This is a genomic window from Chitinophaga eiseniae, from assembly GCF_012641265.1.
In the GTDB taxonomy this organism is placed as follows: Bacteria; Bacteroidota; Bacteroidia; order Chitinophagales; family Chitinophagaceae; genus Chitinophaga; species Chitinophaga eiseniae_A.
The window spans coordinates 1,614,147-1,639,530 of the sequence record NZ_JABAHZ010000001.1 but is presented as its reverse complement, the minus strand read 5'-3'; the positions used below and the strand labels follow the sequence as shown (position 1 = coordinate 1,639,530).

General features: G+C 45.6%; 28 protein-coding genes. 11 read left to right on the top strand and 17 right to left on the bottom strand.

What is annotated here, in order from left to right; translation table 11 throughout:
* Nucleotides 1-94: 94 nt before the first annotated feature.
* From HGH91_RS06355 to HGH91_RS06345, 3 genes are all read left to right on the top strand, one after another.
* Nucleotides 95-445 carry a winged helix-turn-helix transcriptional regulator gene (locus HGH91_RS06355; RefSeq protein ID WP_168737580.1) on the top strand — a complete coding sequence of 117 codons (351 nt, stop codon included), beginning with the start codon at nt 95-97 and terminating at the stop codon, nt 443-445.
* A gap of 62 nt (nt 446-507) precedes the next feature.
* A complete protein-coding gene (locus HGH91_RS06350; RefSeq protein WP_168737579.1) occupies nt 508-861 on the top strand; it encodes a nuclear transport factor 2 family protein in 354 nt (117 codons plus the stop codon).
* Nucleotides 862-909: 48 nt separating this feature from the next.
* Complete coding sequence (locus tag HGH91_RS06345) at nt 910-1,548, top strand: class I SAM-dependent methyltransferase (protein ID WP_168737578.1); 639 nt, start codon at nt 910-912, stop codon at nt 1,546-1,548.
* An 84-nt stretch (nt 1,549-1,632) separates the two neighbouring features.
* Here the strand turns inward: HGH91_RS06345 and HGH91_RS06340 are convergent, their stop codons facing one another.
* The 3 genes from HGH91_RS06340 to HGH91_RS06330 form a co-directional block, all read right to left on the bottom strand.
* Nucleotides 1,633-2,250, bottom strand: a complete 618-nt coding sequence (locus HGH91_RS06340; RefSeq protein ID WP_168737577.1) for a class I SAM-dependent methyltransferase — start codon at nt 2,248-2,250, stop codon at nt 1,633-1,635.
* Between the two features lie 78 nt (nt 2,251-2,328).
* Complete coding sequence (locus tag HGH91_RS06335; RefSeq protein WP_168737576.1) at nt 2,329-3,189, bottom strand: helix-turn-helix domain-containing protein; 861 nt, start codon at nt 3,187-3,189, stop codon at nt 2,329-2,331.
* A 99-nt stretch (nt 3,190-3,288) separates the two neighbouring features.
* Nucleotides 3,289-4,245: an NmrA/HSCARG family protein gene (locus tag HGH91_RS06330; protein WP_168737575.1), complete on the bottom strand. Its 957-nt coding sequence runs from the start codon at nt 4,243-4,245 to the stop codon at nt 3,289-3,291.
* Nucleotides 4,246-4,347: 102 nt separating this feature from the next.
* Between HGH91_RS06330 and HGH91_RS06325 the strand changes: the two genes are divergently transcribed.
* The 5 genes from HGH91_RS06325 to HGH91_RS06305 all read left to right on the top strand — a co-directional run bounded on the left by HGH91_RS06325 (nt 4,348) and on the right by HGH91_RS06305 (nt 8,014).
* Nucleotides 4,348-4,722 (top strand): winged helix-turn-helix transcriptional regulator, encoded by a 375-nt coding sequence (locus tag HGH91_RS06325; RefSeq protein WP_168737574.1) that lies wholly within the window; start codon nt 4,348-4,350, stop codon nt 4,720-4,722.
* A gap of 271 nt (nt 4,723-4,993) precedes the next feature.
* Nucleotides 4,994-5,389, top strand: coding sequence for a group III truncated hemoglobin (locus tag HGH91_RS06320; RefSeq protein WP_168737573.1), 396 nt, complete (start codon nt 4,994-4,996; stop codon nt 5,387-5,389).
* 40 nt (nt 5,390-5,429) lie between these two features.
* Nucleotides 5,430-6,149: an iron-sulfur cluster repair di-iron protein gene (ric, locus tag HGH91_RS06315; RefSeq protein ID WP_247651660.1), complete on the top strand. Its 720-nt coding sequence runs from the start codon at nt 5,430-5,432 to the stop codon at nt 6,147-6,149.
* A gap of 51 nt (nt 6,150-6,200) precedes the next feature.
* Complete coding sequence (locus HGH91_RS06310; RefSeq protein ID WP_168737572.1) at nt 6,201-6,791, top strand: Crp/Fnr family transcriptional regulator; 591 nt, start codon at nt 6,201-6,203, stop codon at nt 6,789-6,791.
* A 5-nt stretch (nt 6,792-6,796) separates the two neighbouring features.
* The gene (locus HGH91_RS06305; RefSeq protein ID WP_168737571.1) at nt 6,797-8,014 is read left to right on the top strand and encodes a hypothetical protein; all 1,218 of its coding nucleotides are present in this window, start codon (nt 6,797-6,799) and stop codon (nt 8,012-8,014) included.
* Here HGH91_RS06305 and HGH91_RS06300 read toward each other — a convergent pair whose 3' ends face one another.
* From HGH91_RS06300 to HGH91_RS06270, 7 genes are all read right to left on the bottom strand, one after another.
* Nucleotides 8,015-8,380 carry a group III truncated hemoglobin gene (locus HGH91_RS06300; protein WP_168737570.1) on the bottom strand — a complete coding sequence of 122 codons (366 nt, stop codon included), beginning with the start codon at nt 8,378-8,380 and terminating at the stop codon, nt 8,015-8,017.
* A gap of 30 nt (nt 8,381-8,410) precedes the next feature.
* The gene (locus tag HGH91_RS06295) at nt 8,411-9,178 is read right to left on the bottom strand and encodes an ABC transporter permease (RefSeq protein ID WP_168737569.1); all 768 of its coding nucleotides are present in this window, start codon (nt 9,176-9,178) and stop codon (nt 8,411-8,413) included.
* Nucleotides 9,175-9,885, bottom strand: coding sequence for an ABC transporter ATP-binding protein (locus HGH91_RS06290; RefSeq protein WP_168737568.1), 711 nt, complete (start codon nt 9,883-9,885; stop codon nt 9,175-9,177). The genes HGH91_RS06295 and HGH91_RS06290 overlap by 4 nt, the downstream gene beginning before the upstream one ends.
* Entirely contained in the window at nt 9,882-11,096 is a 1,215-nt protein-coding gene (locus tag HGH91_RS06285; protein ID WP_247651659.1) for a nitrous oxide reductase family maturation protein NosD, read from the bottom strand. The genes HGH91_RS06290 and HGH91_RS06285 overlap by 4 nt, the downstream gene beginning before the upstream one ends.
* 25 nt (nt 11,097-11,121) lie before the next feature.
* A complete protein-coding gene (locus HGH91_RS06280; RefSeq protein ID WP_168737566.1) occupies nt 11,122-12,171 on the bottom strand; it encodes a nitrous oxide reductase accessory protein NosL in 1,050 nt (349 codons plus the stop codon).
* A gap of 129 nt (nt 12,172-12,300) precedes the next feature.
* On the bottom strand, nt 12,301-14,289 hold the full coding sequence (gene nosZ, locus HGH91_RS06275) for a Sec-dependent nitrous-oxide reductase (RefSeq protein WP_168737565.1): 1,989 nt from the start codon (nt 14,287-14,289) through the stop codon (nt 12,301-12,303).
* 49 nt (nt 14,290-14,338) lie between these two features.
* Nucleotides 14,339-14,836: a c-type cytochrome gene (locus HGH91_RS06270; RefSeq protein ID WP_168737564.1), complete on the bottom strand. Its 498-nt coding sequence runs from the start codon at nt 14,834-14,836 to the stop codon at nt 14,339-14,341.
* Between the two features lie 184 nt (nt 14,837-15,020).
* On the opposite strand from HGH91_RS06270, the gene HGH91_RS06265 reads away from it, so the two are divergent.
* The 3 genes from HGH91_RS06265 to HGH91_RS06255 all read left to right on the top strand — a co-directional run bounded on the left by HGH91_RS06265 (nt 15,021) and on the right by HGH91_RS06255 (nt 18,912).
* The gene (locus tag HGH91_RS06265) at nt 15,021-15,665 is read left to right on the top strand and encodes a hypothetical protein (RefSeq protein WP_168737563.1); all 645 of its coding nucleotides are present in this window, start codon (nt 15,021-15,023) and stop codon (nt 15,663-15,665) included.
* 28 nt (nt 15,666-15,693) lie between these two features.
* On the top strand, nt 15,694-16,473 hold the full coding sequence (locus HGH91_RS06260; protein WP_168737562.1) for an alpha/beta fold hydrolase: 780 nt from the start codon (nt 15,694-15,696) through the stop codon (nt 16,471-16,473).
* A gap of 87 nt (nt 16,474-16,560) precedes the next feature.
* Nucleotides 16,561-18,912, top strand: a complete 2,352-nt coding sequence (locus HGH91_RS06255; RefSeq protein ID WP_168737561.1) for a TonB-dependent receptor — start codon at nt 16,561-16,563, stop codon at nt 18,910-18,912.
* Nucleotides 18,913-18,973: 61 nt separating this feature from the next.
* Here HGH91_RS06255 and HGH91_RS06250 read toward each other — a convergent pair whose 3' ends face one another.
* The 7 genes from HGH91_RS06250 to HGH91_RS06220 form a co-directional block, all read right to left on the bottom strand.
* Entirely contained in the window at nt 18,974-20,263 is a 1,290-nt protein-coding gene (locus HGH91_RS06250; RefSeq protein ID WP_168737560.1) for a TlpA family protein disulfide reductase, read from the bottom strand.
* A 109-nt stretch (nt 20,264-20,372) separates the two neighbouring features.
* On the bottom strand, nt 20,373-20,624 hold the full coding sequence (locus tag HGH91_RS06245; protein ID WP_168737559.1) for a hypothetical protein: 252 nt from the start codon (nt 20,622-20,624) through the stop codon (nt 20,373-20,375).
* Between the two features lie 120 nt (nt 20,625-20,744).
* Nucleotides 20,745-20,996 carry a hypothetical protein gene (locus tag HGH91_RS06240; protein WP_168737558.1) on the bottom strand — a complete coding sequence of 84 codons (252 nt, stop codon included), beginning with the start codon at nt 20,994-20,996 and terminating at the stop codon, nt 20,745-20,747.
* A 122-nt stretch (nt 20,997-21,118) separates the two neighbouring features.
* Entirely contained in the window at nt 21,119-21,370 is a 252-nt protein-coding gene (locus tag HGH91_RS06235; RefSeq protein WP_168737557.1) for a hypothetical protein, read from the bottom strand.
* A 102-nt stretch (nt 21,371-21,472) separates the two neighbouring features.
* Complete coding sequence (locus HGH91_RS06230; protein ID WP_168737556.1) at nt 21,473-21,802, bottom strand: hypothetical protein; 330 nt, start codon at nt 21,800-21,802, stop codon at nt 21,473-21,475.
* 25 nt (nt 21,803-21,827) lie between these two features.
* The gene (locus tag HGH91_RS06225) at nt 21,828-23,180 is read right to left on the bottom strand and encodes an HlyD family efflux transporter periplasmic adaptor subunit (protein WP_168737555.1); all 1,353 of its coding nucleotides are present in this window, start codon (nt 23,178-23,180) and stop codon (nt 21,828-21,830) included.
* A 15-nt stretch (nt 23,181-23,195) separates the two neighbouring features.
* Entirely contained in the window at nt 23,196-25,382 is a 2,187-nt protein-coding gene (locus tag HGH91_RS06220; RefSeq protein WP_168737554.1) for a peptidase domain-containing ABC transporter, read from the bottom strand.
* Nucleotides 25,383-25,384: the final 2 nt, after the last annotated feature.

Here is a 25,384-nt window from a genome sequence, read left to right as displayed (position 1 = left end):
TAATTTTGTCTGCTGCTAAGGTAGACCAGGTTGATTTATTTTGGTAAGTTTGTATCTAAAAGTAACAGTAACATTCAGGTAACAAAGTAACCTTATGGAGTGCGTAAATTTTGAAAAAGAACACAGGAAAGAAATGCGGGCTGTCCAGGACTCAATGGATGTGCTACATGGGAAATGGAAAATATCCATCATCTCCTCTATCTGCTATTATAACAAAAGAAGATTTTCTGATATTTTGGACGACATCGACGGTATTTCCAACAAAATGCTGAGCAAGGAATTAAAGGAACTGGAGTTAAACAAATTGGTTAAACGAACCGTTTTAGCTACACAACCCGTAACTGTCCAATACGAGCTCACGGCACACGGAAAAACATTGCAGACCATCATCAATAACCTCACGGATTGGGGCAAAAAGCACAGGAAAGAAATTCTCGGTAAATAGTTTCTTTGCGTTATTGACTGTCCCGGGAACCATCTATTTAAATGTAACAATAGAAACGCCATATGAGTTTAAATAATAAAGCAACATTGGACATGGCAAATGCCATGATTACGAGAGGCGACTATGAAGGGTTTCTTTCTTTCTGCACTGACGATACTACCTGGACATTTGTAGGCGACCGGATACTGCAGGGCAAGGAGGCCGTTCGGCAGTATATGGCAATGGCGTACGAGGAGGCGCCACAGTTTATCGTCGAAAGTATGATCGCCGAAGGCGAGTTTGTTACGGCTATTGGGAAAATCAGCCTGAAGAATGAGAACGGTGTAGTCGTTGATTACGCCTACTGCGATGTCTGGCGATTTCATGATGGCAAAATGGCTGAGTTAAAGGCTTTTGTTATCGCGACTGAGGTATAATTGCAGCAATGACCCAAATCGGAATAATATTTTAAAACTGAAATCGACATGAATTCACAGGATAAGATATTGCATTGCTATAACCTGGTAGCGGAAGACTACGCGGTGGAACGCTGGAACGAGTTGTCCAAAAAGCATGTGGACCGGTTATTATTAACAGAATTTGCATCGTCCAATAAGGACACCGGGTTATGTGCCGACTTTGGTTGCGGACCCGGGCAAACAACAAGATTTCTGTACGACAATGGCTTGAAAAACATTGTGGGCATTGATCTTTCGCCGGCGATGGTGAATGTTGCGCGGAGGCTTTCCCCTCAAATTGACTTTCAAACAGGCGACTTGCTGCATATCGCTTATCCGGCAGAACATCTTGGAAGTGTGCTGGCATTCTACGCTATTGTACATTTTACCCTTGACCAGGTCCGGGACTGTTTTGCAGAAATAAACAGGGTGCTGAAGACGGGAGGAGATTTTTTATTTTCCTTCCATGTGGGAGAAGAAATTGTTCATTTTGATAAAGCGCATGACAAGGAGATTGATGTTGATCTATGCTTCTTTAAGACAGGAGATATTCTAAAGCTGCTTGGCGAAACCGGTTTTACTATTATTGATGCTATAGAGAGATATCCCAATGAAAATATGGAGTATGCCACCAGGCGGGGTTATATCTGGGCGGAGAAAAAGTGAGGTTCGGGTCAATTCGATAATTAAGCAGGAGGAAAATAAAAATCTCCCTCCTGTCTTTAATTGCCTCAAAGCATCAGGATATTTTTATTCAACCGGCTTCCTGCCTACAAACCGCAATACAATGCCGCGGCCGTTATGAAAAATGCCTTCGCCCTGTTCTATCTCTGTTTCTTCCAGCAATTGTATATCGTAATGACCGAAGCATTGCAGCAGTTCCTCGGTGGAGTAAAGGTTTTCCGCTCCTTTGGGGCCACCCGCAGTAGGATTGACTTGCTGGTATTTTACATGTTGTTTACTGTATGCTTCGAAGATCAGGTAACCACCAGGCTTCAGGCAGCGGGCTATCCGCTGCAGCAGAAAAGATTTCTGATCCGGCGGAAAATGCGCAAAGATAAGCCCTATGGCATCGAACGCTGATTCGGGGAGGCTGAGCGCCCCGATATCTCCCACCAGGTATTCCAGCGTAGTGCCTCTTTCGGCAGCCAGTTGCAGGGCTTTATTGCGACCTTCCTGGCTCAGATCGCAGGAAGTAACCGCCCAGCCTTTTGTCGCAGCATATACGCCGTTACGGCCTTCTCCGTCGGCCGGCATTAATATAGACCCTGTAGGGAGTTGATCCAGCTGTAATTTGAAAAATTCGTTAGGCTCCCTGCCATAAACGAATTCCTGTCTTGAGTAGCGTTCGTCCCACATGTTTTGCATCGTAGATAGTGATTGTGTTGTACAAATTTACCGGATGTATACTACTGGTGGTAGGACTAAAACCGGGATTAATAGGACTTATTTAAAGTTGCTGCGAAAAGCTTCCGGAGAGAAGCCGGTATGTTTTTTAAAAAAGCGTATGAAATAGGAAACGTCCTCGTAACCCAGCATGGCGGCCACCTGGTTTACCTGGTTAGAAGTGGCGAGCAGCTGTCTGCGAGCCTCAAGGATAATCATGTCATTGATGAGTGCAGAGCAACTTTTACCCAATAGCGTTTTGGTAACGGTATTCAGCTGGTAGCTGCTAAGATGCAGTTCCGCGGCATAGAAAGCTACCTGTTTATGTTCCGGTAGATGTTTTTCTACCAGTTCCAGCAATTCATCCAGCCGTTCCTGCATATACTCCGGCCGCTCATCAGACGGTTGCGGTTGTCCGCCCTGTCGCAGCAGCTCCAGGAACACCATATCCAGTGCGGATTTTATCGCCTGCTTATAGCGCTCCTGTTTTTCGGTGTATTCACGGTGAATTATTTCAAGCAGCTGGTATAGCCGGCTGAATTGAGCCTGCTCCATGGGGAAACAGTTCCTGGTGCTGATACTCCGCAATACTTGCCTGGCAGCCCTTTCAGCCGGGGCATAGAAATCATCCGTAAAGTGCAGGAGGTAACCCCGGCTGCCATTTTCCAGGAAAAGTTGATGTATCTGCCCGGGCCGCATAAAAAAGACCGTATTATCTTTAACAGGGTACGGCGTAAAATCGATCGTATGTTCACCGCTGGCTTTTTCCAATACCAATACGTAGTAGAAGGTGTGCCGGTGCAGTGCCTGCAGCATATCCTGTCCCTCCATAAAGTCTTCTAGGGACCGCATGCTAAAGCCACCGGAGAACCCGGGTTCTTTGAGCGCTTCGTTGATATATCGAACCGGGATTTTGTGCATTATACTGCAAAATAGGGAAAGTTGTTTGATATAACAATTGCGGCACATGCTCCAGGAGGCCCGTACACGGCCTGTTTGGACGTCACGTTCGATTACAGCTCAATACGAAAGTTTTTTTCCGTCCCACCCCGTGCTGCGCAGAAATTGCTCCCAATTCAGGGTATTCGGGTTTATTTTCCTGCTCCACGTTAAGTCACGGTCTTCCCTGAAATACCCATATTCCACCGCGTATTCTACCATGCCTGTGAGTTCTTGCACTAAGGCTTCGTTGGAACCGAATGCCGGGAAGTGATTAAGGAGCTCCTCCCGTGAATAGGCGGAACTATACGCTGCTTTCTTACCGGTTACGCGAACAAAGGTATCCACCATCTGCTGCGGAGAGATAATATCGCTGATAACAGGAAGGGATTGCCCGGCATACTGATCGGGGTTGGAAAGGATCTCCAGGACAGCAGGCCCGGTGGCTGTAAGCGGATCAACAAACGGAGCCCGAAAGTCTTTGGGTAAATAGACAGGAAATATAAGGGTATCGCCCTGTAAGATGGGTGTATAAAATTCCACCAGGTTGGTGTAAAAGAAAGCCATGTAGATAAATGAACTCTTAATAGGCAGGGTCCGGATATAGGCTTCAATGTTAGCCTTGTCTGTAAAATGTGGCGCAAACTTTTTCCCGCCGGTGCGTTCCGCTACGTTTTCCAGGCTACTGAATATGATATACGGTACTTTCGCTGCCACCGCTGCATCCGCCAGCTGTTTGCCCAATTCAAACTCATGGGTGGCCGGCGGCACAATGTTGGGCGTCATCAGGAAAACGCCATCAGACCCCTGGAATGCTTTCACAAATGCTGTTTTGTACCCGAGATCAAGCGGGATACTCACCAGATCAACTCCTTGCTGGGATAAGACAAGCGCTTCGGGGGAATCGATACGGCGTGTAATGCCGCGCACCCGGTACTTCCCCGATGCCAGCAGGGTACGGGCTGTACTCAATCCCTGTTTGCCCAAAATACCCACAATTGTAACAAGTGGTCTGTTTGCTTTTGAATTGGTCGTCATGTCATGCATTTATTGAACTATAAATATTATAGTTGCAAAACTATTTTTAGTAGAATACATTCGCAATAACTATCCAAACAGATAGTACCAAAAAACAATCGCATGAAAACTGAATGCATTAGTGATCAGATAAAGCTGAATGGCAAGCTTTACCCTTGTACGGTAAGTTTAACTATGGATTTGGTGGGTGGGAAATGGAAAGCGGTCATCTTATACCATTTAAAAGACGAAGCAAAAAGATACCATGAGCTCCGCAAAGAAATGCCGGCTGTCACCGAAATGACGCTGAGTTTACAGTTAAAGCAGCTGGAGAAAGACGGCTTAGTGGCGAGAAAAGTGTATGGCAAAAAGCCGCCTGTCAAAGTCGTTTACAGCCTGACCGATTTTGGCGAAACCTTCATCCCTGTGCTGGAAGCGATTACTACCTGGGGAAACCAGGTGGTGAAGGAGAAAGGCGAGTTTGTTACCGTAGGCTAACTTCGTCCCTATTCCTGACGAAAGTCAGGATATATGCTAACGCATGTCATATGTTTCTTTTCCCCGCGGCGGTATTTTTGAGGAGAATTTGTGATGTCCGATGTATAAATAAAGTACTATCCAATCCGGGCTGGCTATCCCGGGTAGGATATTTAATAAAGGATAAATTTATCTTTTATTATATTCCTTATTAACTTTGCATCTAACAGGTAACTGTTGTCGGAAACAGCGGAAAGTGTTGTATTTATAAAGGATAAAAAAGTATTTTATTATGATCCAAAAAAGGGATATAACCAATATAGAAGATATTCAATTGCTGGTAAACAGTTTTTACACCACGATCAGGGAAAATGAGCTGCTGGGCCCGATTTTCAATGGGATCATACAAGACCGCTGGCCAGCACACCTGGAAAAAATGTACCGCTTCTGGCAAACAGTGCTGTTGGAGGAGCATACCTATTATGGAAGTCCGTTTCCTCCCCATGCTAATTTAACTGTCAATAAACAACATTTTGATACCTGGCTGACCATATGGCACCAAACCATTGATAAGTATTTTGAAGGCGACATTGCAGATGAGGCTAAATGGCGGGGTGTGAAAATGGCCGGGATGTTTCTTTCCAAGATCGAATATTACAGTACCACCGGCGGAAGGCCCCTGGTGTGATATATAGGACGCTCATTGTTTACATCAACTAAATAAAAGCATGATGGACATCAATCAACAAACTATCGTAGGAGAGCTGGTAGCAACCGACTACCGCACAGCAGCCGTTTTTAAGAACCGTGGTATTGACTTTTGTTGCAACGGTAACCGCAGTATTGCAGACGCCTGTGAGAAAAAACACCTGGATGCCGACAGGCTGATCTCCGATTTACAAGAGGTAGCGGCGCGGACCACCAGTGCTGTAGCCGATTACAACGCATGGCCACTCGACCTGCTCGCAGATTATATAGAGAAAAAGCATCACAGGTATGTGCGGGACAAAATAATGGAAATAGCACCATTCCTGCATAAGGTGCGGAGCGTGCATGGTGAAAGTCATCCTGAGCTGAAAGAAATCGAGATCCTTTTCCAGGAGAGCGCAGAGGAGCTGACCGCTCATATGCATAAAGAAGAAGCGATATTGTTCCCATTTATCAGGAAAATGGTAGCAGCGGGAGAAACGCCTATCCATGCCCCCTTTGGTACAGTGCAGTTTCCCATTCATGCCATGATGCAGGAACACGAAAATGAAGGAGAACGTTTTCGCCTCATCGCAGCACTCACGAATAATTACACGCCTCCGGAAGATGCGTGCAATACCTACAAGGTTACCTATTCTTTATTGAAGGAGTTTGAAGAAGACTTGCATCTGCATATTCATCTCGAAAATAACCTGTTATTTCCCAAAGCCATCGCCCTGGAACAACAACAGCAAGCCTGATAAAAGGCTGTTACTTAATAAACAGGTATCCTTTCGCATTTCCCTAACTGTATGCAGATAGATTACAACATACTGATTACTTATGGCGGCGTTGCCCGGAAGTTCGCAAAAGATGCGATCATTTTTCACGAAGGGGGAACGCCGCTTTTTTACTACCAGGTAGTGGAAGGTTCGGTAAAAATATTTGCCAGTAATGCCGACGGCAAAGAATTAATACAGGGGGTGTTTTCGACAGGACAGAGCTTCGGCGAGCCTCCCCTGATGGTGGGTAAATGTTACCCCACCACTGCACAGGCGCTCACCTCCAGTGTGGTCATAAAAATTGCCAGAGAAAACCTGCTGGAGATCTTAAAAACCTACCCCGACATTGCGGAAAGGTTGCTCTTCACCTTCGCAGAACGTATTTACAACAAATCCGCAGCGGCCCAGGTATGGGTGAGCGCTACACCCGAAGAAAAGATCATGCTGTTCCTGAAACGTTTGAACACCCGGCTTGTTTCCACTACCGCCGGCCTGGTGCCTTATACGCGGCAACAAATAGCCGACTTTACCGGGCTTAGGGTAGAAACCGTTATCCGTACGCTCGTTCGCATGAGCAAGAAGGGAATGGTGAAAATCATCGATCACAAATTATACTACTAAGAAAAATGAACAGGCCGTTTGCCAGAAAATGGTTTCGCTGGGGATTGCTGAACCTGGCTATCGTAGCCTTGTACGGTACTTTAATGCGTTATAAGATTGCCTTTTCCTTTCCATTCCTGGAGCAAAATAACCTGCTGCATGCCCATTCCCATTTTGCTTTTAGCGGATGGATAAGCCATGTACTATACAGCGGGCTCGCATGGATGATAGCTCCCTTTATTGCCTCATCGCAGCAGAAAAGGTATAAGTGGCTGATCCTGCTGAACGGAGTATGCTCATTCGGCATGCTGGTGGCGTTTACCGTGCAGGGGTACAAGGGGATATCTATTTCCTTTTCTACGTTGACTATTGTTATCGGGTTGGCATTTGCCTATATCTTTATCCGCGATGCAAAATACCTTCCCGGTAAGCATCCTGCCAAGCCCTGGGCCATAGCAGGTTTGCTGCTGAACGTATTGTCCTCCGCCGGACCATTTTTCCTGGCATATATGATGGCGACCAAAAATATTGACCACCGGTTTTACCTGGGTTCGGTGTATTATTATCTGCATTTTCAATACAGCGGTTGGTTCTTCTTCGGAAGCATGGCGTTGGCAGCGGCGCAGTTTCCTGCTGTTATTGAGGGCGCGGGAAAATATTTCCGGGTGTTTACGATCACTGTTATTCCTACCTTTTTCCTGTCAGTATTGTGGACTAAGTTACCGTTCTGGCTATACGCCGTTACCGTTGCGGCCACTGTACTGCAGTTGTTAACATGGATTGGTTTGCTCAGGCGATCCTGGCTAACCTTCCGGCAGCAGCCATCCATCTATCCCGGATGGATCAATTTTTTCTTCTACGCGGCTGCGTTGGCACTGACGATTAAATTTTTATTGCAGACCGTTTCTGTCATACCTTCTCTCAGTCAACTGGTATTCGGCCTCCGGCCCATTGTGATCGCCTATTTGCACCTGGTGTTGCTGGGCGTATACAGCCTTTTCTTCATTGGTTATATGCTGGCCAACGACCTTATAAAAACGGGCAAATGCACGAAAGTCTTTTCTTTTGCATTTTTTTTCGGGGTACTCTTCAACGAATTGTTTTTAGCCGTGCAGGGGTTCGCTGCCTTTTTTTATATGCCAGTGCCTTATATCAATGAATGGTTGTTTACTGCGGCGCTGATACTGTTGGGTAGCGCCGGTATGCTGTTTGTATCGCAAGCTGGCAGCCGGTCCTGGCAATAGCTACATCTTTTGCTGCATCACAGTGGCAATAGCTTTTGCGCGATATTTCATCTTGTCGGCGTTGGGGCCGGCATAATGCCTGTCAATGGTTTCGTCGAAAAGCTCCAGCCACCGGTTAAAATGTTCGGGCCTGGTATGATATTGCAAATGGATTTTCCGATGGGTATCCAGCGGATTGCCTTCATACTCGCCCGTGTAGAATAGTACATTTTCCCAGAAAGCACACATGGTGGGCAGATGCGCTTCCCAGTTAATAGCAACTACTTTAGTAAAGAAAATGCCCACTACAGGATCTGACTTTATCTTCCCATAAAATTCATCAACAACGATCCGGATGTCCGCTTTATTGGTGAGATCAGGTTTCATTTTGGTTTGACATTTAGTTGTTGGGCAGCATTATAAATCTCTCTTGTTGAATTTTCGCAAGGAAAAATAAAACGGTACCACTACCCACAGGGTAAGGAGGGTGAAAGAGAGTAATAACCCCCAGTTGTTTCCGAAGAAATGCTGAAAAATGGCCCCGGTATAGCCCATCATGGCCGATACATCCAGTCGCAGCAACATCAGTATGCGACACAGATCCACGGGACTTAATGCGCTCAATATCACAATGGGCTTTTCGATCGGGTAATCGGAAAACTGGAAAAACAGGAATAGTACCAGCCCATCGAATAGCAGCGCAAAATACAGCCATAGCATAATAGAGATACCGATGCCTTTAGCTTTATCTCTTGTAAGAATACTGGCCAGGAATGCAATGGCCACAAAAATCACCGAGAGCAATGAACCCGATATGATCATGATCAGCGCGGTGCCCGGGTCAGTAAAGATTAACAGGGGGATGCCAATTCCTACGATGTAGGCCACCGTCATGCTCAGGGACAATCCGGTAAACAGGGCTTTCCATATCATACTTCGCTTTACAGGATGGCTCAATAGCAGCTCAATAAATTCTGTGCTGTTGTACACATAAATGGTAGCAAATAACACGGATACGAGGGGTACTGTCAGCAATACAATATTAAGCACCGTGACCAACCCTTTGGCCGCATTGTCTTCCAGGCTAAAGGCGCTCCAGGAGAATAATGCCAGCATAATGGTGTAGGCGATCACGATTTTTGTTTTCAGAATATCCAGCGCCACATATTTTAATATACGTATCATACGGTTTGTGCTTTTAACAGGTGAACAATGGATTGGGCGATTGTATCCTTGCCGGTGTCTCTTTTTAGCTCCGTTGTATTTTTATGCAATATCAGTTGACCTTCCTGGATAAAAATAACCTGGCTTACAATGCCTTCGAGTTCGCTTAACAGGTGTGAGGTAATGAGAATAAGGCAGCCGGCTTTTTTGGCGGCCATAATTTTGGCTTTCAGGATTTCAGCCGCCACAGGATCCAGGCCGGCGGTAGGCTCGTCCAGTATGAGCACCTCCGGGCGGAACATAAAGGTGAGGGTGGCGCTTACTTTCTGTGTAGTGCCGCCGCTGAGCGTGCGCATTTTTTTATGGAGCATCTTGCCGATCCCGAATTGCTCGTACAGCTCATTGTCCAGCACCTCATTACTGTTACGAATACCCTTTATCATCTCCATCACCTGGCCGATAGTCATGTTTTCCGGGTAGCGGCCAATCTGCGGCATATAACCGATATGTTTCCTGTATTCGTTATTGTTCTTTATATTTTGGCCGTTGAAGATAATGTCTCCCTTTTCAGGTAGCACCATGCCCAGTATGGATTTGATAAGTGTAGTTTTGCCGCAGCCATTGGGACCGATGAGGGCAATACATTGCCCTTTTTCGAGCGTCAGATCCAGGTTGTCTAAAGCTTTTAGCTTGCCAAAATGCTTGGTGATATGTTTTATTTCAATCATAATTTATAAGGAATCATGCGCGGTGTATTATCCACGAAGTTTTCGGGGGTAAGGCTCGGCATTATTTTTTCAGATTTATCCAGCAGGTTTACCATAAAGCTCTGATAGAGCAGCATGGCGGGAGGGTTTTTTTCTACAATCACCGCATATAGACTGAGCGGATGAAAAGGAACATCCCCGGTTTTATCTTTATCCAGGTCGTAGCCCTGGTATTTGTCCCAATAATTTTCGCTAAAGTGATTGAGCGTTAATGAGCCATTGGTGGTAACATCGAAAGTATTGCCGATAAAGTTGTTTTCTTTGATAATGTTATCCATGCAATTGGCCTGCATCCGCATTCCCCAGCCGTTTGCCCGGAAGGTATTGTGTTCAATGGTAATACGGTTGGACCCATCGAAGAAAATACCGGTAGTATTGCGCAGGAATTTATTGCCGGAGAGATAGCAATCTGTCAACTCTTTAAATAATAAGCCGTAGGCGGCGTCGCCCCAGTTTTCTTCAAAGGTGTTATTCATCATGGTGACTCTTTTGGTAAACATGACTGCTACGCCGGCGCCGTTGTTTTTAAAATAGTTGGTGATATAGGCATCGTCGTTTGAGAACATAAAATGCAGCCCATAGCGGAGGTTATGGTGAGAGATATTCCGCCAGATGACGGAGTGTGTCACAAACTCAAAGTAAATGCCATCTCTATGGCCCGCAATGCGATTACCAATTATTTGCAGGCTGTCGCCCTTCCAGCAGTGAATGCCATTGCCCGATTCATGTTCTTCTTTTTGAGATGCGGTTATAAAATTGTTTTTGACAATACAGTGGGTGGCATATTGGAGATATACGCCAAAGTAGTTATCCATTAAAACATTGCCCTCTATTAGTACATTTTTTGCATCGTATACTTTTATGGCCCCCGGATCGCTCATGGTAGCACGTCCTGAATGCTGAAGCTGAAAACCTTTAATCGTTACATCATTACTTTTTACAGAGAGGATTTCATATTTCAGCTCACCATCCAGCACGGGCATGTCCACGCCCAACAAGCAGATAGATTTGTCTACTACCAGGTTACCTTCCCGGTACATGCCTTTTTTTACGATGATGGTATCGCCGTTTCGGGAGGCATCGAGCGCTGTTTTGATGGTGGGGTAGGGCTGCCCTTTCCCCGTGTAAAGCGTGGCCCCCCATAGGGGCGAGCTGCATGTGAATAGCAGCATCGCCAAAAGGAGGGAATAATGTCGTTTAATGTTCATGGCCATAATGAAGACTGTCTGGGGAAACAGCGGTAGTTAATGTTTTCCAGTCCACGGCACTGGTACCGTACCTGGAAGCCTGCGCATCGGCGGCAGATTTTGTGGTAAATGCGGCGATATTGCCTCCCATTGGACTTCTCAGCGATGCATGTACTACGTACCATGCAGTGGTGGCATCTATCAATTCATGCTCCTTTTCAAAGTTCCCGGTATAGTAATTCCCGATATGTTCCTTTCCCAAGCCGGATAGGTAGTTTAACAGGCAATGCATATCGTCAAATTTGTATACCCGTCCTTTGCGGGTAACCACTTCTCCCATAAAGCGGCCGTCGGAGATAGACATTTTGCAGAAATCGCAGGCATCTTTGTGAAGCGCCACCGGTTCGGGACCGTTATTCCCGCAGGAGGTAAGCAATACCAGCAGGCTCGCCACAGCCGTTGCACTTTTGGCATTCAGGCGGAACTTCGCTAACACGCCGGCTTCTGTCAGCACTGCAATGAGCAATAATACCCCGGCCCCTACAAACAGCCATCCGCCGGCAGCGGGAATAGAATAAGCGCCGAAGTTGAGTAGTTGTTTAAAACCGATCAACGGGGGTTGGTAAGCCATGCCAGGCACTTTGATAGCAGCATTGGGATCGAGATGATGGCCGTAGTCATATTCCCATTTCCAAAAATCGATCATAGCAACAATGCCAAATAACACAAAGGCGGCAAAAACGATATACAGCCTTCTTTTTCGGAAGAAGAAAGCGGTGGCAGCAAACAGCAGTGCAAAAAACAAGATGATGTATGGTAAAACGGTGAACTCCATGAAATCGGCTGTATGCAGTGTTTTCATCCCGATGTAGTGATTCAATCCATTGATAATATCTACATCACCGGCAATTTTGTGCGCCCATATCCGCAAACTTAGTCCTTCCGGGTATTGGGGAGCATCCAGGTAGATACTCCAGATCGGAACAAACAGGGACGCGGCCAGTGATATTGCTGCTGCAAAAAGTAGCGCCCTGGATATGAGTGAAGGTTTATTTTCCATAAGTCAGATTTTTTGCGCTCAATTGGTGCATCATATTCGTCGTTGAAACAAAAGTCATTTGAAAAAAAGGGCAACAAGTTGATAATCCCTGTTGCCCTTTGGGTTGCCTAGGATAGTGGACCTGAAGCGTTATTTGGCAGTTGTAGGATTATTTTTAAGTTTATCTCCCAGGCTATAAGTTAATGGGACATTACTTCCTTTGGGCGAAACTCTCACGTAGCCTTGCATTTCCTGGTGCAGGGCAGAGCAGAAATCAGTACAGTAGATAGGAAATATGCCTGTTCTGTCTGGTGTCCACTTTAACGTAGTAGTTTCACCGGGCATAACGAGTAATTCCGCATTGGCGGCGCCTTTTACACCAAATCCATGCGGCACATCCCAATCTTGCTCCAGGTTGGTGACATGGAAGTACACTTCGTCGCCCATTTGTATGCCTTCAATATTATCCGGGGCAAAGTGTGAACGTATAGCGGTGATATACACGTGTACCTGGTTGCCCTGGCGAACCACTTTTGCTTCCCCTTCTCCCTTAGTGGCATAAGGGTGTTTGTTGTTGTTGATATCAAAGATCTTGAGCTGTTTATCCTTTATCAGGGATGCCGGAACGGCCTGCGCATAGTGCGGTTCCCCGATTGTAGGGAAATCGAGAATGAGCTGCATTTTGTCGCCGCTGATATCATATAGTTGTGCACTTTGTGCCAGTTCAGGGCCTGTGGGCAGGTAGCGGTCTTTGGTTATTTTGTTGTACGCCACCAGGTATTTGCCAAAAGGTTTTTTAGTATTACCGCCTGGGATCATCAGGTGCCCCACAGAATAGTAGGTAGGTTGCCGGTCTAATACTTTTAAGTCTTTAATATTCCATTTTACGACTTCAGAAGAAACGAAGAAAGAAGTGTAGGCGTTCCCGTTGGCATCAAACTCGGTATGCAAAGGGCCTAACCCCGGTTTTTGTACTTCGCCGTACAGGGCTGCTTCATACTTTATCACAGGTAAGCCGGCATATTTTTCAGGCTCAAAGGCTTTGCCGGCAATGGCTTTCTGTATTTTGTCGTAGCTGAAAACAGGTAATAGGGCGGCGAGTTTACCACTGCCTACAATATATTCTCCGGTTGGATCTACGTCGCAGCCGTGGGGAGATTTAGGACAGGGGATGAAGTAAACAATATCGGGGAATTCGGATACGTCCAACACCGTTACTTCATTTTCCATTTCGGAGGTGGCGGTATGCGTTTCTTCATTGTACTTGTTGTGGGCATATTTTATAGATTGTTTTTTGCCCTTACCTGCCTTCACATATTCTTCCGCTTTTTTCCAGTTCACGGCCATGATAAAGTCTTTATCCCGCTGGGAGGCATTCACTTCCAGCAGGGTGTTGGCCTGCTCCGAGTTATAGCAGCTGAAGAAGAACCAGCCATTTGATTTTCCTTTGCCGGCGCGGGCCAGGTCGAAGTTAACGCCGGGTGTTTTTAACTGGAAGGCAATGGCCATATTGCCGGTATTCTTATCTACGCTGACGAAGCTGATATGACCTTTGAAATTTTCTTTGTAAGAGCTGATGGGCACATCGCCGGCTTCGCCGTCTTCTGGTACGCTAAAACGGGTGCCGGCTACAATATACTCTGAGTTTTCGGTACCAAAAGGTGAACTGTGGTTACCAGCGCTGTTGGGCAATTCAATAATTTCGGTAGTGCGGAATGTTTTTAAATCCACCCGGGCCAGTCGCGGCGTATTGTTACCATTTACAAATACCCATTTGCCATCTGCTACACCATCGGTCATCGACATTTCTACGTGGTGCAGGTCGTCCCAGGGAACAAAGCCATGGGAGGTATTCAGCATGGGCTTCGTTTCTTCGCTATATCCCCATCCTTTCTCGGGATCTACAGAAAATACCGGGATAACACGCAGTAAGCGGCCGCTCGGTAAACCATATACGGCCAGCTGTCCGCTGAAACCGCCTGAAACAAAGTTGTAAAATTCGTCGTATTTGCCGGGAGCTACGTAGGTTTTGGAAGCCGCATCGCCACTTACTGCATTACTGGTTCCTTTGGGCTTACATGAAGTGATGTACAGTGCTGCAGCAGCAAGCATACAGATGGACAAGTTTCTGGTAGACATTGGTATATAATTAAGTATGAAAATTGAAATAGAAGGGTTCACTTTCTATTTATTTTGCGCCATCGTTCTGGCGCATAAACTCAACGATATCTCTTGCCTCTTGCTCCGCCAGGTTTTGATTGGGCATACGCACCAGGCAGATCTCCAGTTGAGCCTGTACTTCCGGATCTTTATTGATCATTGGATCCGGGTTGGTGATAAAGTTCATGATCCAGTGGGCTGGGTGCCTGCTGGTAACGCCTTTCCAGCCTGGTCCCACCAGTTTTTCTTCGCTGGTTTTGTGACAGGAGAAACATTTGGTTTCGGCCACCGCCTTACCTTTAGCTGCCATTGCTGCATCCAATGGCCCCACGGTTACATTGCTTTCATCATATTTACCTTCACCACGTTTGGGATCATAAGAACCAGGATCGGCCGCTGCACTTTTAGGTTGCTCTGATGAAGCGGTAGTAGTGGTGGTGGATGCAGATTCATGGTTGCCACCTCCGCAAGCCGCTATCAACAGCGCGGCTGCAATGCTTAGGGTTGTGATGATTTGCTTGTTCATTTAGGTACTTATTTTACCCAAAAGTAGACTGCGCCTGGCAGGTGGCTTTATGACTGAGATCATAACGCTTCGGATATTTTGGGGGTAACTTGCTGCATTTTAACAGGTGTATAAATTCATTTATTGTATAACAGTTTTTATTTTCCATGCGATATGTAGTAATTTGCGCCACCAACTACATACTATGAGCCGTTTTCGATTTTTAGCCTGCTGTACCCTTGCCTTTTTCCTGGAATTATATAGCGGCGCCTTATCAGCCCAGAAAATTTTAAACCTGGATGAAGCAGCCTATGGGGAAAGCTACTACAGCACCGGGTATTACTATTTGCCTGATTCCACAAAGAAAAGCGGTCTGATTAAGTATACTTTTCGGGTGCCGGGTAGCTTCCGGTTTAAGGACTCCCTTAGTGCCAGGGCAATAACCGTCAATGCAGCGGACTGTATCGGTTTTCATGAAGATGGCGACAAAGCCGATTTTCACACGCTTTCCAATGTAACACTGTCTGCTGGGCTGGTACCCTTAAAAATGTCCAAATGCTTTGCTGAACTGCGTATCAGCGGGGACCTTTGTTTGTATTTGGTTTATTTTGAGAAAAATGGCCCCAATGTAGGAGGTATGGGCCCACAACGAGTACCCACTTCGCGTTATGTGCTGAAAAAGAAGCATTCAGATGCTGTGCAGGAAGTCCCTAAAAAGGCGAAGCATTTCAAAAAGGAACTGTCGGATTTCCTGTCGGATAAGCCTAAAATAGTTGAGTTTATTAACAGCCATGACTATACGGAGGATGAAATTGAAATGGTAGTACAAGCTTATAACCGTAGCAAATAATATATTCACAATTACCTTATACAACGTTATGGCACTGATAAATATCAACGGAATCAAACTGAATATAGCTGTCAAAGGAGCAGGTAGCCCTGTAATCCTCGTCCACGGCGTGGGTGGCGAGCATGGACATCTGTCCTCCCTGATCGACCGGCTTTCATCACAGTTTAAAACGATTGCCTTCGACTGCCGCGGGCACGGGCTGTCGGACAAACCAGCACAATATACCCTTGGAGATCATGTAAAGGATGTTATCGGAATAATGGACTATTTCGAATTGCCCGTTACCTCCTTACTGGGGATTTCTATGGGTTCTTATATTGCACAGGGTGTGGGTATTACCGCCGGGAAAAGAATTGATAAGCTGATCCTGACGGTGCCTAAATCCAATGGCCTTACTTCCTCCGTGCACCGGCTGATGGGCGAACATGCTGCTGCGCTGCAGGGATTGAATTTACATGACATCTTTTCTTACCTGTTGCCGTATTTCACGTATGATGCGGAAGCGATGAGAGCACATATGGAGATATTTGACACGCAGCTATCTCCGGAGGAATTTGCGGTTGCCAACAAAGCACTGGCGGGCTTTGATTTTAGAGAAGAGCTGTACAAAGTGACCGCGGAAACATTGGTGATTAGCGGGAAATATGATGGACTCAATTCGCCGGAAGAGGGACGGGAATGTGCCAGGCTGATTCCCGGGGCCGATTTTATCGAAATGCCATATTCCGGTCACGCACCTATGTACGAGGAGCCCGAAGCGTACATGAAAGCCGTGGAAACGTTCCTGTTGAAGGCGTCCCGGCCTTAATTTCCCGTTCTCGTAAATACTTTTCCCAAATACGAAAACAACCCAGTCTGCAAGAAGATAGCTTTGCCGGAAATTTTGTACTGACATATGAAGCTATGGCTATTTTGCCTCCTTTGGCTGCTACCGGTATGCGCATCGGGGAGTATTCGTTATACGGAAACGGATCATGGAATTATCAAGGGAAAAGTCACCACCAGCGACAACCAGCCTGCCGTAGCCGTAACGGTAGTATTGAAAGGCTCTTCGCGTTATACGCTGACCGGTGAAGATGGCAGCTTTGCACTGCACCAGGTAATCCCCGGAACTTACCAGCTGGAAATATCGCTGATAGGCTATCAGCCGCTGGCTCAAACGGTAAACGTGGAAAAAGGAAAGACCACCGTGGTTACCCTGCGGCTGGAAATATCCAATACCCAGCTACAGGAGATTGTAGTGACCAGTAATCACCCTAAATTCTCCGACAAAAATACCGAACAGGTATCACGCCTGCCACTAAAAGACCTTGAAAATCCACAAGTATACCAGGCCGTAGGCAAGGCGCTGATGATGGAACAGGTGGTCACAGAACGTACGGATATCTACCGGAACATCCCGGGGGCGGTACCGAATTTTGCGGTGGGAGGCTCCCAGGGCATGACCATTCGCGGATTTGCCAATACAACCGGGATGCGGAACGGCATGATAACAAGTGCCATTGTACCCCTGAATCCGGCTATCCTGGAACGGGTGGAAGTGATCAAGGGCCCATCAGGGACTTTATTTGGCAGCAACCGGAATATCACTTTCGGAGGGGTATATAATTATGTTACCAAGAAACCCTTTGAAACGTTCGGAGGTAATGTGAGCATCACCGCAGGCAGCTTCAGACTTACCCGGTTCGCCGCCGATGTAAACGTTCCGCTGAATGATACGCGCACGCTGTTGTTCAGGCTGAACGCTGCCGGGCAAACAGAAGGCTCTTTCAAGGACCAGGGCTTCTCAAAAAACTATACCATAGCGCCCAGCCTCTCTTACCAGGTGAACGAGCGAATGAAGTTTTTGATAGATATAGATATCACCAGGGGCGCTTTTACCACCGCTACTACCGCTATCAGTGATTTCAAAAATGTAAAAGCTCGCAGCTTTAAAGACCTTAACCTGGGATACCGGAAGTCATATACCAACAATGATGTGGATGTGAGCAATGGTATCAACAACATACAAGCCAGGATGGAATATAAGCTGTCGGACCAATGGACTTCTCAGACGAACTACCTTTATTCAGAAGGCTTCTATAAGCATTTCTACTGGACTAACCTCACGCTCCTTAACGACTCTACACTCGCCAGGAGCGTAAGAAACCAGCGGCCGGAAACATTCGGGAATATACAGCTGCAGCAGAACTTCATAGGTGATTTTCACATTGGTTCCCTGCGAAATCGCCTGGTAGTAGGACTGGACTACAGCTACAACTACAATTCGCTGAACAGGGTGACTGTCAACTATGATACTCTCAATATTTACCAGTCCCAGAAAGATTTCAATGCCACAAAGATCGATGCATTGTCGTACCAGAAAGGGTTTGCTGCCAGCAATACCAGCTCCAACAGCTATAGCGTATACGCCTCCGATGTATTAAATATAACGCCTGCGTTGATGGTGATGCTCAGCCTGCGGGCAGACCGTTTTTCTACCGGGGGTACTTATACCGTGGCAACAGGCAAATCGTCGGGCAATTATTCCCAGACCTCCTTCTCTCCTAAACTCGGCGTGGTATACCAGGTGCTGAAAGACCGGCTGTCGGTATTTGCCAACTATATGAATGGTTTCGTAAACCTGGCACCGCTGGTACAACCCGACAATACGATCCTGACCCTGAAGCCTCAACAGGGCAACCAGTGGGAGGGAGGTATAAAAGCCGACCTGTTTGATAATAAATTAAGCGGGTCTGTCAGCTACTATAATATCGATGTTACCAACGCCACCCGTACGGAAATTGTAGAGGGAAAAACATTCATGTTCCAGGATGGTACCCAGCGTAGTAAAGGATTTGAAGCAGAGCTCATTGCCAACCCGGTTACCGGTCTCAATATCGTTGCCGGCTATGCTTATAATGAAAACAGGTATACAAAGGCATCGGCTGCGCTCCAGGGAAAATTGATCACTGCCAGCCCCAGGGACGTGGCCAATATCTGGGTCAGCTATACGCTATCCCGCGGTAAAGCCAGGGGATTGGGCTTCGGGGCGGGAGGCAATTATGTAGGCGATTCCTGGTTTGAAGTCACCAATACCTTCCGTTTACCCGGCTACACCTTACTCGGCGCCACCGTTTTCTACGATCAACCTAAGTACAGGCTCGCCTTAAAAGGGAACAATCTCTTAAATGAACAATACTGGGATACGAATGGAATTGCACAGAAGCCGGCAAATGTGATAGCAAGCGCCGTGTTGAAATTTTAGAAAAGACCAGCAGGAATATACCGCCCCGGAAGATTCTTACCTTCCGGGGCTTTTGGAATGATTAATTTTTCAAAGTAAGTTGCTGTAAAGTATTGAATCCATCGGTGCCACAACCGCTGAATGTAATTTCACCCTTTTTATTGATAATCATATAGGTAGGGAAACAGGAAACCTCGAGCTCACCTACGATGCTATTGGCATACTTTGACATATCGACAAACACCTGTGACCATGCTATTTTATTCTTCGAAAAAATAGCTTTCGCTTTATCTGTATTTTCAGGTTTGTCAACACATACACTTAAGAAATTGTATTTTTCCCCCGTTTGTTGATGTAATGTCTTTAATGCGGGCAGCTTTTCTATACACGGGTTGCACCAGGTGCCCCAAAAATCGACAATCATTTTGTCTGAATTTTTGAAATAAGGGGCAAGTATTTTTAAAGAGTTGGGAGATAATTTTATTTGTTGTACACTGTCCTTTAAAACGTGCAAATATGCATATTGCCAGTTATGGCTGATACTGTCGATTTGATATAGTTTTGACCCTATGCTGAATGTATCCCTCATCTTATACTGATCTTTATAGCGCAGCTTATTTACTATTTTGTTCTTGTGGAAAGCGCCGTTTTCGAAGATTTTAATATTTAAACCAATGTTATCGGGAGATGAGTATTTACGTTTGGAAAAATAAAGATGGGCGTTGGAAAATTCGGTAACTCTTGTTTTTTCAAAAGAAATAAACAGGGGCATTTGATTTACCCGGTTGTCACTAAAAGAAGCATTCTTATCCTTAACCGGAATAAGATAGAATTCCAATGGTATTTTTACTGCCTTATTATTGATGCAGTGAGGGTAATTTATGGTTATTCTTGATAGAGCACCATCAGGGACGTTTTGCAGGGTCCAGTTTTTTAAAGAGTCTATTGGGTAAGACAAGAAAATTTCTTTATCAAGATCGAGCGAGGGGTTACAGCGCCTCAGCAAGGATATTGTTAATGTATCATGTTGACATCTGGTTAGAATATATAGCGCATCTGGAAGGTTGGGGCAATTCATTCCACTCGTATCAGTATTACTTTCGGAAGATCGCGCACTGCCTGTTCTTTTGTGGGAAGATTTCATCTGGGCGTATTCTCTTTGTACCATCCATTTCCACAGGATGCTGTCCGGTATTGAATTATCCGTTCCCCATACCTGGTCAGCTTCTGGTACAAATATGTTTATCGGAGCATCCCGGAGGTTTTTTAATGTATCCAGTTGTAGCGTTATGCCCTGGTATGTTCGTTGTGCCGTTGAAGAAAAGGCACTAAGCATAGCACCCAAAAATATTATCAATCTCAAATAGCGCATTATGAATAACATTTTAGCTAAAATAGTAAGAATCTCCTATCACTCATTTATGAGAAACAGGAGATCCTGATGGAATGTTCAGGCAGGACGATCCATTGCCACATGATTTTTAGGAAGCGCAGACGTATGACTGCCCATCACATGTTACACCAATGAAAGCGGTATGGTTGTCATTCCAGACAAAACTGCAATCTCCTACGGTGCTTGAACATGAAATAGTTCCAACTGCACAGGTGACCGTATAGTCGCAACTTCCAGTGCCACTGCCACTTCCATCGCCACCCATCACATTTTTCAATTGTTCCCTGGTAAGGAGTTCCTTAGCTCCCAAGCCAAGCGCTGTTAATTTCAATTTTTTCATGTTTCTGTTTTTGGGTTTAATGTCAAATAACTAGAATAGTAAGCATCTTCTGTTGCTGATTTATAAGAAACAGAAGATGCTAATGCAATGTTCAGGCGGAAGGGCGCCTTACATACGAGCTCAGGAGCAAGTATAAGATTTGCCGTCACATGTTACACCGATGGTAAATGTATGGGTGTCATCCCATAGATGATCGCAATCTCCTGAAGCACTTGTACAGGAAACAGATCCATGGGCACAGGTTTGTGTATAAGTACAACTGCCGGCGCCACCACTGCCACTGCCATCGCCGCCCATTACATTTTTCAATTGTTCCCTGGTAAGCAGTTCTTTAGCGCCCAGATCCAGCGCAGTTAATTTCAACTTTTTCATGTTTCAATTTTTGGGTTTAATACGAGATAAATGAAATACTAAGCATCTTCTGGTACTTATTTTATCAGGAACGGAAGATGCAGATACATTGTGCAGACGGAATGATGGCTTATCACATGCTATCAGGAACAAGTGTAAGACTTACCATCGCATTTTACACCGATAGTAAAGGTATGGGTCTCATCCCATACATGCTCGCAATCTCCGGAGGTACTTGTACAGGAAACAGAACCATAGGCACAGGTTTGTGTATAGGTACAGCTGCCGGCGTTGCCACTACCGCTGCCGTCGCCGCCCATCACATTTTTCAATTGTTCCCTGCTGAGCAGTTCTTTAGCGCCCAGATCCAGCGCGGTTAATTTCAATTTTTTCATGTTTCAATTTTTTTGGTTTAAGAATAGATAACAGCGCGTTTTAAATGTGCGCCGGACAAATCTACAGGGTTTCATTCCGGTATATTCGAAACGAAAAAATTGTTACTCCTTGCAGATCTCGAAAACGGCCCCGGGCGAAAAGCAGAGGTTCTCTACGGTGTTCATTGTTTTGAGTTTATTTCTTTCCAACACTTCTCCGTACCTGAGAAATAAACAACTGATCATTTCCCCATCTTCCTCATAAAAGTAGGTCCTTTTGGTACGGTCATATTTTATGGGGAAACCCATGGCTTTCATTTCCATCAGGATTTCCGAGAGGGTCGTTTTGCTGATATTGTTCCGTCGGGCAAACGATTCCAGGTCTCCGGTGGCTTTATGCCTGATCACGTAGTCGATGTATTGTATTCTCTTGAAATGTTTTATGATGGCCATTGTAATTTTTTTTGAGTGTTGTTAATTACTTGGAACCGACAGACGTATATTTGACAGCATTGTTGATAAGACGGTCCATTAAGCGGGTATTCCGGGTAATTACAATGGCTTGCGCCTGTAGCCCGGTTTTGTAAACCACGGCTAAATGATTGTTGGTAACCAACCCATTGTCCAGCCTCACCGTTGCCATAAACCCGCTATCAGAAGCTACTTTTGATACATAGTTAACAGTGGCTCTTACAAAGCCTGCTTCCTGGTACGGGTAAGCTTCAAAGCGTAGCTGTACCGCCTGCCCGGTGTCTACCTTTCCGAGGTTGGCCTGTGGTAATAGCAGCTCGGCAAAGTATTGACTCCCTCCGGGATCGATATAACCAATTGTTTTCCCCTGGAGCAAAAATTGATTTTCCTGTAATGGCGTAGTAAATACTACTTCTCCTGAAATGGGGGCTATAATGATATATTTCCTTTTCCATTCATCAACAACGTTCTTTAATGACTGCAAGGCTTGCTGGAAAATGACTTTCTGTTGCAGATAATCATGTTTTAACTGGTCTATCTCCTTTACTTTATCTCTTTTTTGCGCATCATTGGAAAGGATGGTGATGTTTAGCTGGGGAATGCCCATTTTCTTGTTGACAAATTTGCTTTTCTCCACCCTGAATTCTTCTTTGGCAATCACCTTGCCCTCAAATAATTCTTTGTTCATATTATAGCTTTCTTCTGCCAGTTGTTCGTCTTGTTTCATTAATTCCAGCTGCTGTTGGAGTGTTTGCCGGGTCAGGTCCATCGTTGCTACGTCCAGCTGCAAGGTGGCCGTTTTCCTGGCATAGAACCCATTTACAATATAGTCGTCAAATTTTTGCAGGGCTGTTATGAAATCGCCATACGGTTGCTGTATTTCACCCAGGTTACTATATTGCCTGGAGAAGCACCGGACCACTTTCTCAAATTGCCCCCGGTTAAGTAAGGTGATACAGCTATCTATCTGCAACGATAATTGCAGAATGTCCTGGTGATTGGCGTTACTTTCCATTAACCCCAGCACTTCGTTTTTCAGTACTTTTTTCCTGTTGAACGTTAACAGGGATACCAGCCGGCCATCTTGCCGGACAATAATTTCCTTGGGCGCATTGGTAGCCGTTAATACGGCGCGGGCTTCTATAATGTCAGGATATTTTATAAACCAGGTAATGGAGAACAGGAAAAGCAGGATGAGCAAGAACAGGTATAATGCCCATTTTTCCAGGAAGCCGGGTTTGCGGCTGATAATTTCCTGCACCATTTCTGAGCGCTGGGCGATGTGGTACACCGTTTCGCCCGTGCCTGCATCGGGGGAAAGAGCAGGTGTTGTATGATTGTTTAGGATTTCGTCAATCATCGTTTATGTTTTTTATTACATACCTAGTTCCAACTGGTTTTTGACCAGTTCATAATACATTCCTTTACTTTCTGTCAGAGAAGCATGGGTGCCTTCCTCTACTATTTTCCCATTGTGGAGGACAATTATTTTATGCGCATTTTTGACCGTGCTGAGGCGGTGTGCCACCACCACCACCGTTCTGCCATGGAAGAACCGTTCCAGGTTTTCCACGATAGCTTTTTCGTTATTGGCGTCAAGTGCGTTGGTAGCTTCATCAAAAAAGAGATACTGCGGATTTTTATATATGGCCCGGGCTATTAAGAGTCGCTGCCGCTGACCCTGGCTTACGCCTGCGCCTTCCGCGCCCAAAAGCGTGTTGAAGCCATTGGGCAATGTTTCTATAAAAGGAAGGATATTGGCGATTTTGCAGCTTTTGATTAACCTGTCGTGATCAACATACTCGTCGCTTACCGCAATGTTCCGGGCAATGGTGTCATTAAAAATGTATCCATCCTGTAATACCGCCCCGCATTGCCGTCGCCAGAAAGATGGGCTGATATATTTGAAGTTATTTTCTCCCACTTTTATTTCACCCTGGTATTGCTCATATACCTTCAACAGTAATTTAATTAACGTGGTTTTACCGCTACCGCTGGCGCCCACTATAGCTGTTACACGACCCTCAGGGATAGTCAGGGTCAGATCTTCCAACACCGGGTCATTGCCGGCAGCAGGGTAGGTAAACGACAGGTGGTTGATTTTTATAGCATGCTTTTCCGGGAGTTCGGCAATAAAAGACTTCGTAACAGGTTCTTCATCTTCCATATTATGGACCTCATTCAGCCGCTCCATGCTTATTTTGGCATCCTGTATACTTTGTGATAACCCGATGAATTGTTGTACCGGTCCGCTTAACTGACCAATGATATATTGGATGGCGATCATAGCGCCAAAAGTCAGCTGCCCCTGTACAACCAGTTGCGCCACCGTAAAACTGATGATGATATCTTTTCCCTGGGTAATGAATAATGCCCCGGCAGATTGCCACTGCCCATAGTTGAGGCTCTTGAAGGTAAGCTTGAAGACCTTTGCCTGGATATTTTCCCATTCCCATCTTTTCAGGTGTTCGGCGTTATTGAGCCTTATTTCCTGCATACCTTGTACCAGCTGCAGGGTAGCATTATTTTCCTTAGCTGAAATATGGAACGATTCATAGTTGATCTTCCGCCTTATTTTCATAAACAACCGGATCCAAAGGAAGTATAAGGTGCTTCCCAGCGAAAAGATCAGGAATAATGGCACGCTATAAGTGATCAGGATGATAGCATATAGGAAAAAATTTAGCACAGAGAAGATGGTAGTTAGTGCCTGTCCTGTCAGAAAACTCTGTATTTGTTTATTGTCGCCAATGCGTTGGATCGTATCCCCGGTGTGATGGGCGTCGAAATAGGCCAGGGGCAGCCTGGTCAACTTTATCCAGAAATCTGACAGGATTGAAATGTTTACGGTATTGGATATACGCAACTGCAGCCGGCTCCTGATGAATTCTATCACGTTGCTGCTGAAAGTAAGGGTGAGCTGTGCTACAAGTACAATGGTGATGTACTGCATATTACGGGTATTGATACCCGTATCTACCATGCTCTGTGTAAGGAAAGGGAGTATCAGCTGTAACAGCGATCCAATTAACAGCGATATAAATACTTGTGTAATGGGCCACCTGCTGGAACGGAGATAACGGGTAATAATGCCCCAGTTCAGTTTATTTTCCTTTTCTCCCTCTTCTTCATAAAATGCAGTGGAAGGCTCCAGTAGCAGCACCGTACCGGCCTCTTCTTCTCCATTTTTCTTGTTTGATAACCAGTAGGTTAGAAATTCTTTGTTGGAATAGTTAATGATTCCCCTGGCGGGATCCGCAATCTGCGCTTTTCGCTTGTTAATAGATACCAGTACCACAAAATGGTTTTGGTTCCAGTGCAATATAGAAGGATGGGCTATCGTCAGTAATTTGTTGTGGGATATCTGAACGCCACGTGTTCTGAAACCTATTTTCTCCGCAGTTTCACTAATGCCCAGTAATGAAACACCCTGCTTACTGAAGCCCGCTTTTTGACGAATGGTATCGGCATTGTAATGCCTGCCATAGTGTTTGGCTATCATTCGCAGGCATGTGGGACCACAATCCATTGCATTCAGTTGTTTATAAAAGGGAAAACTCATTA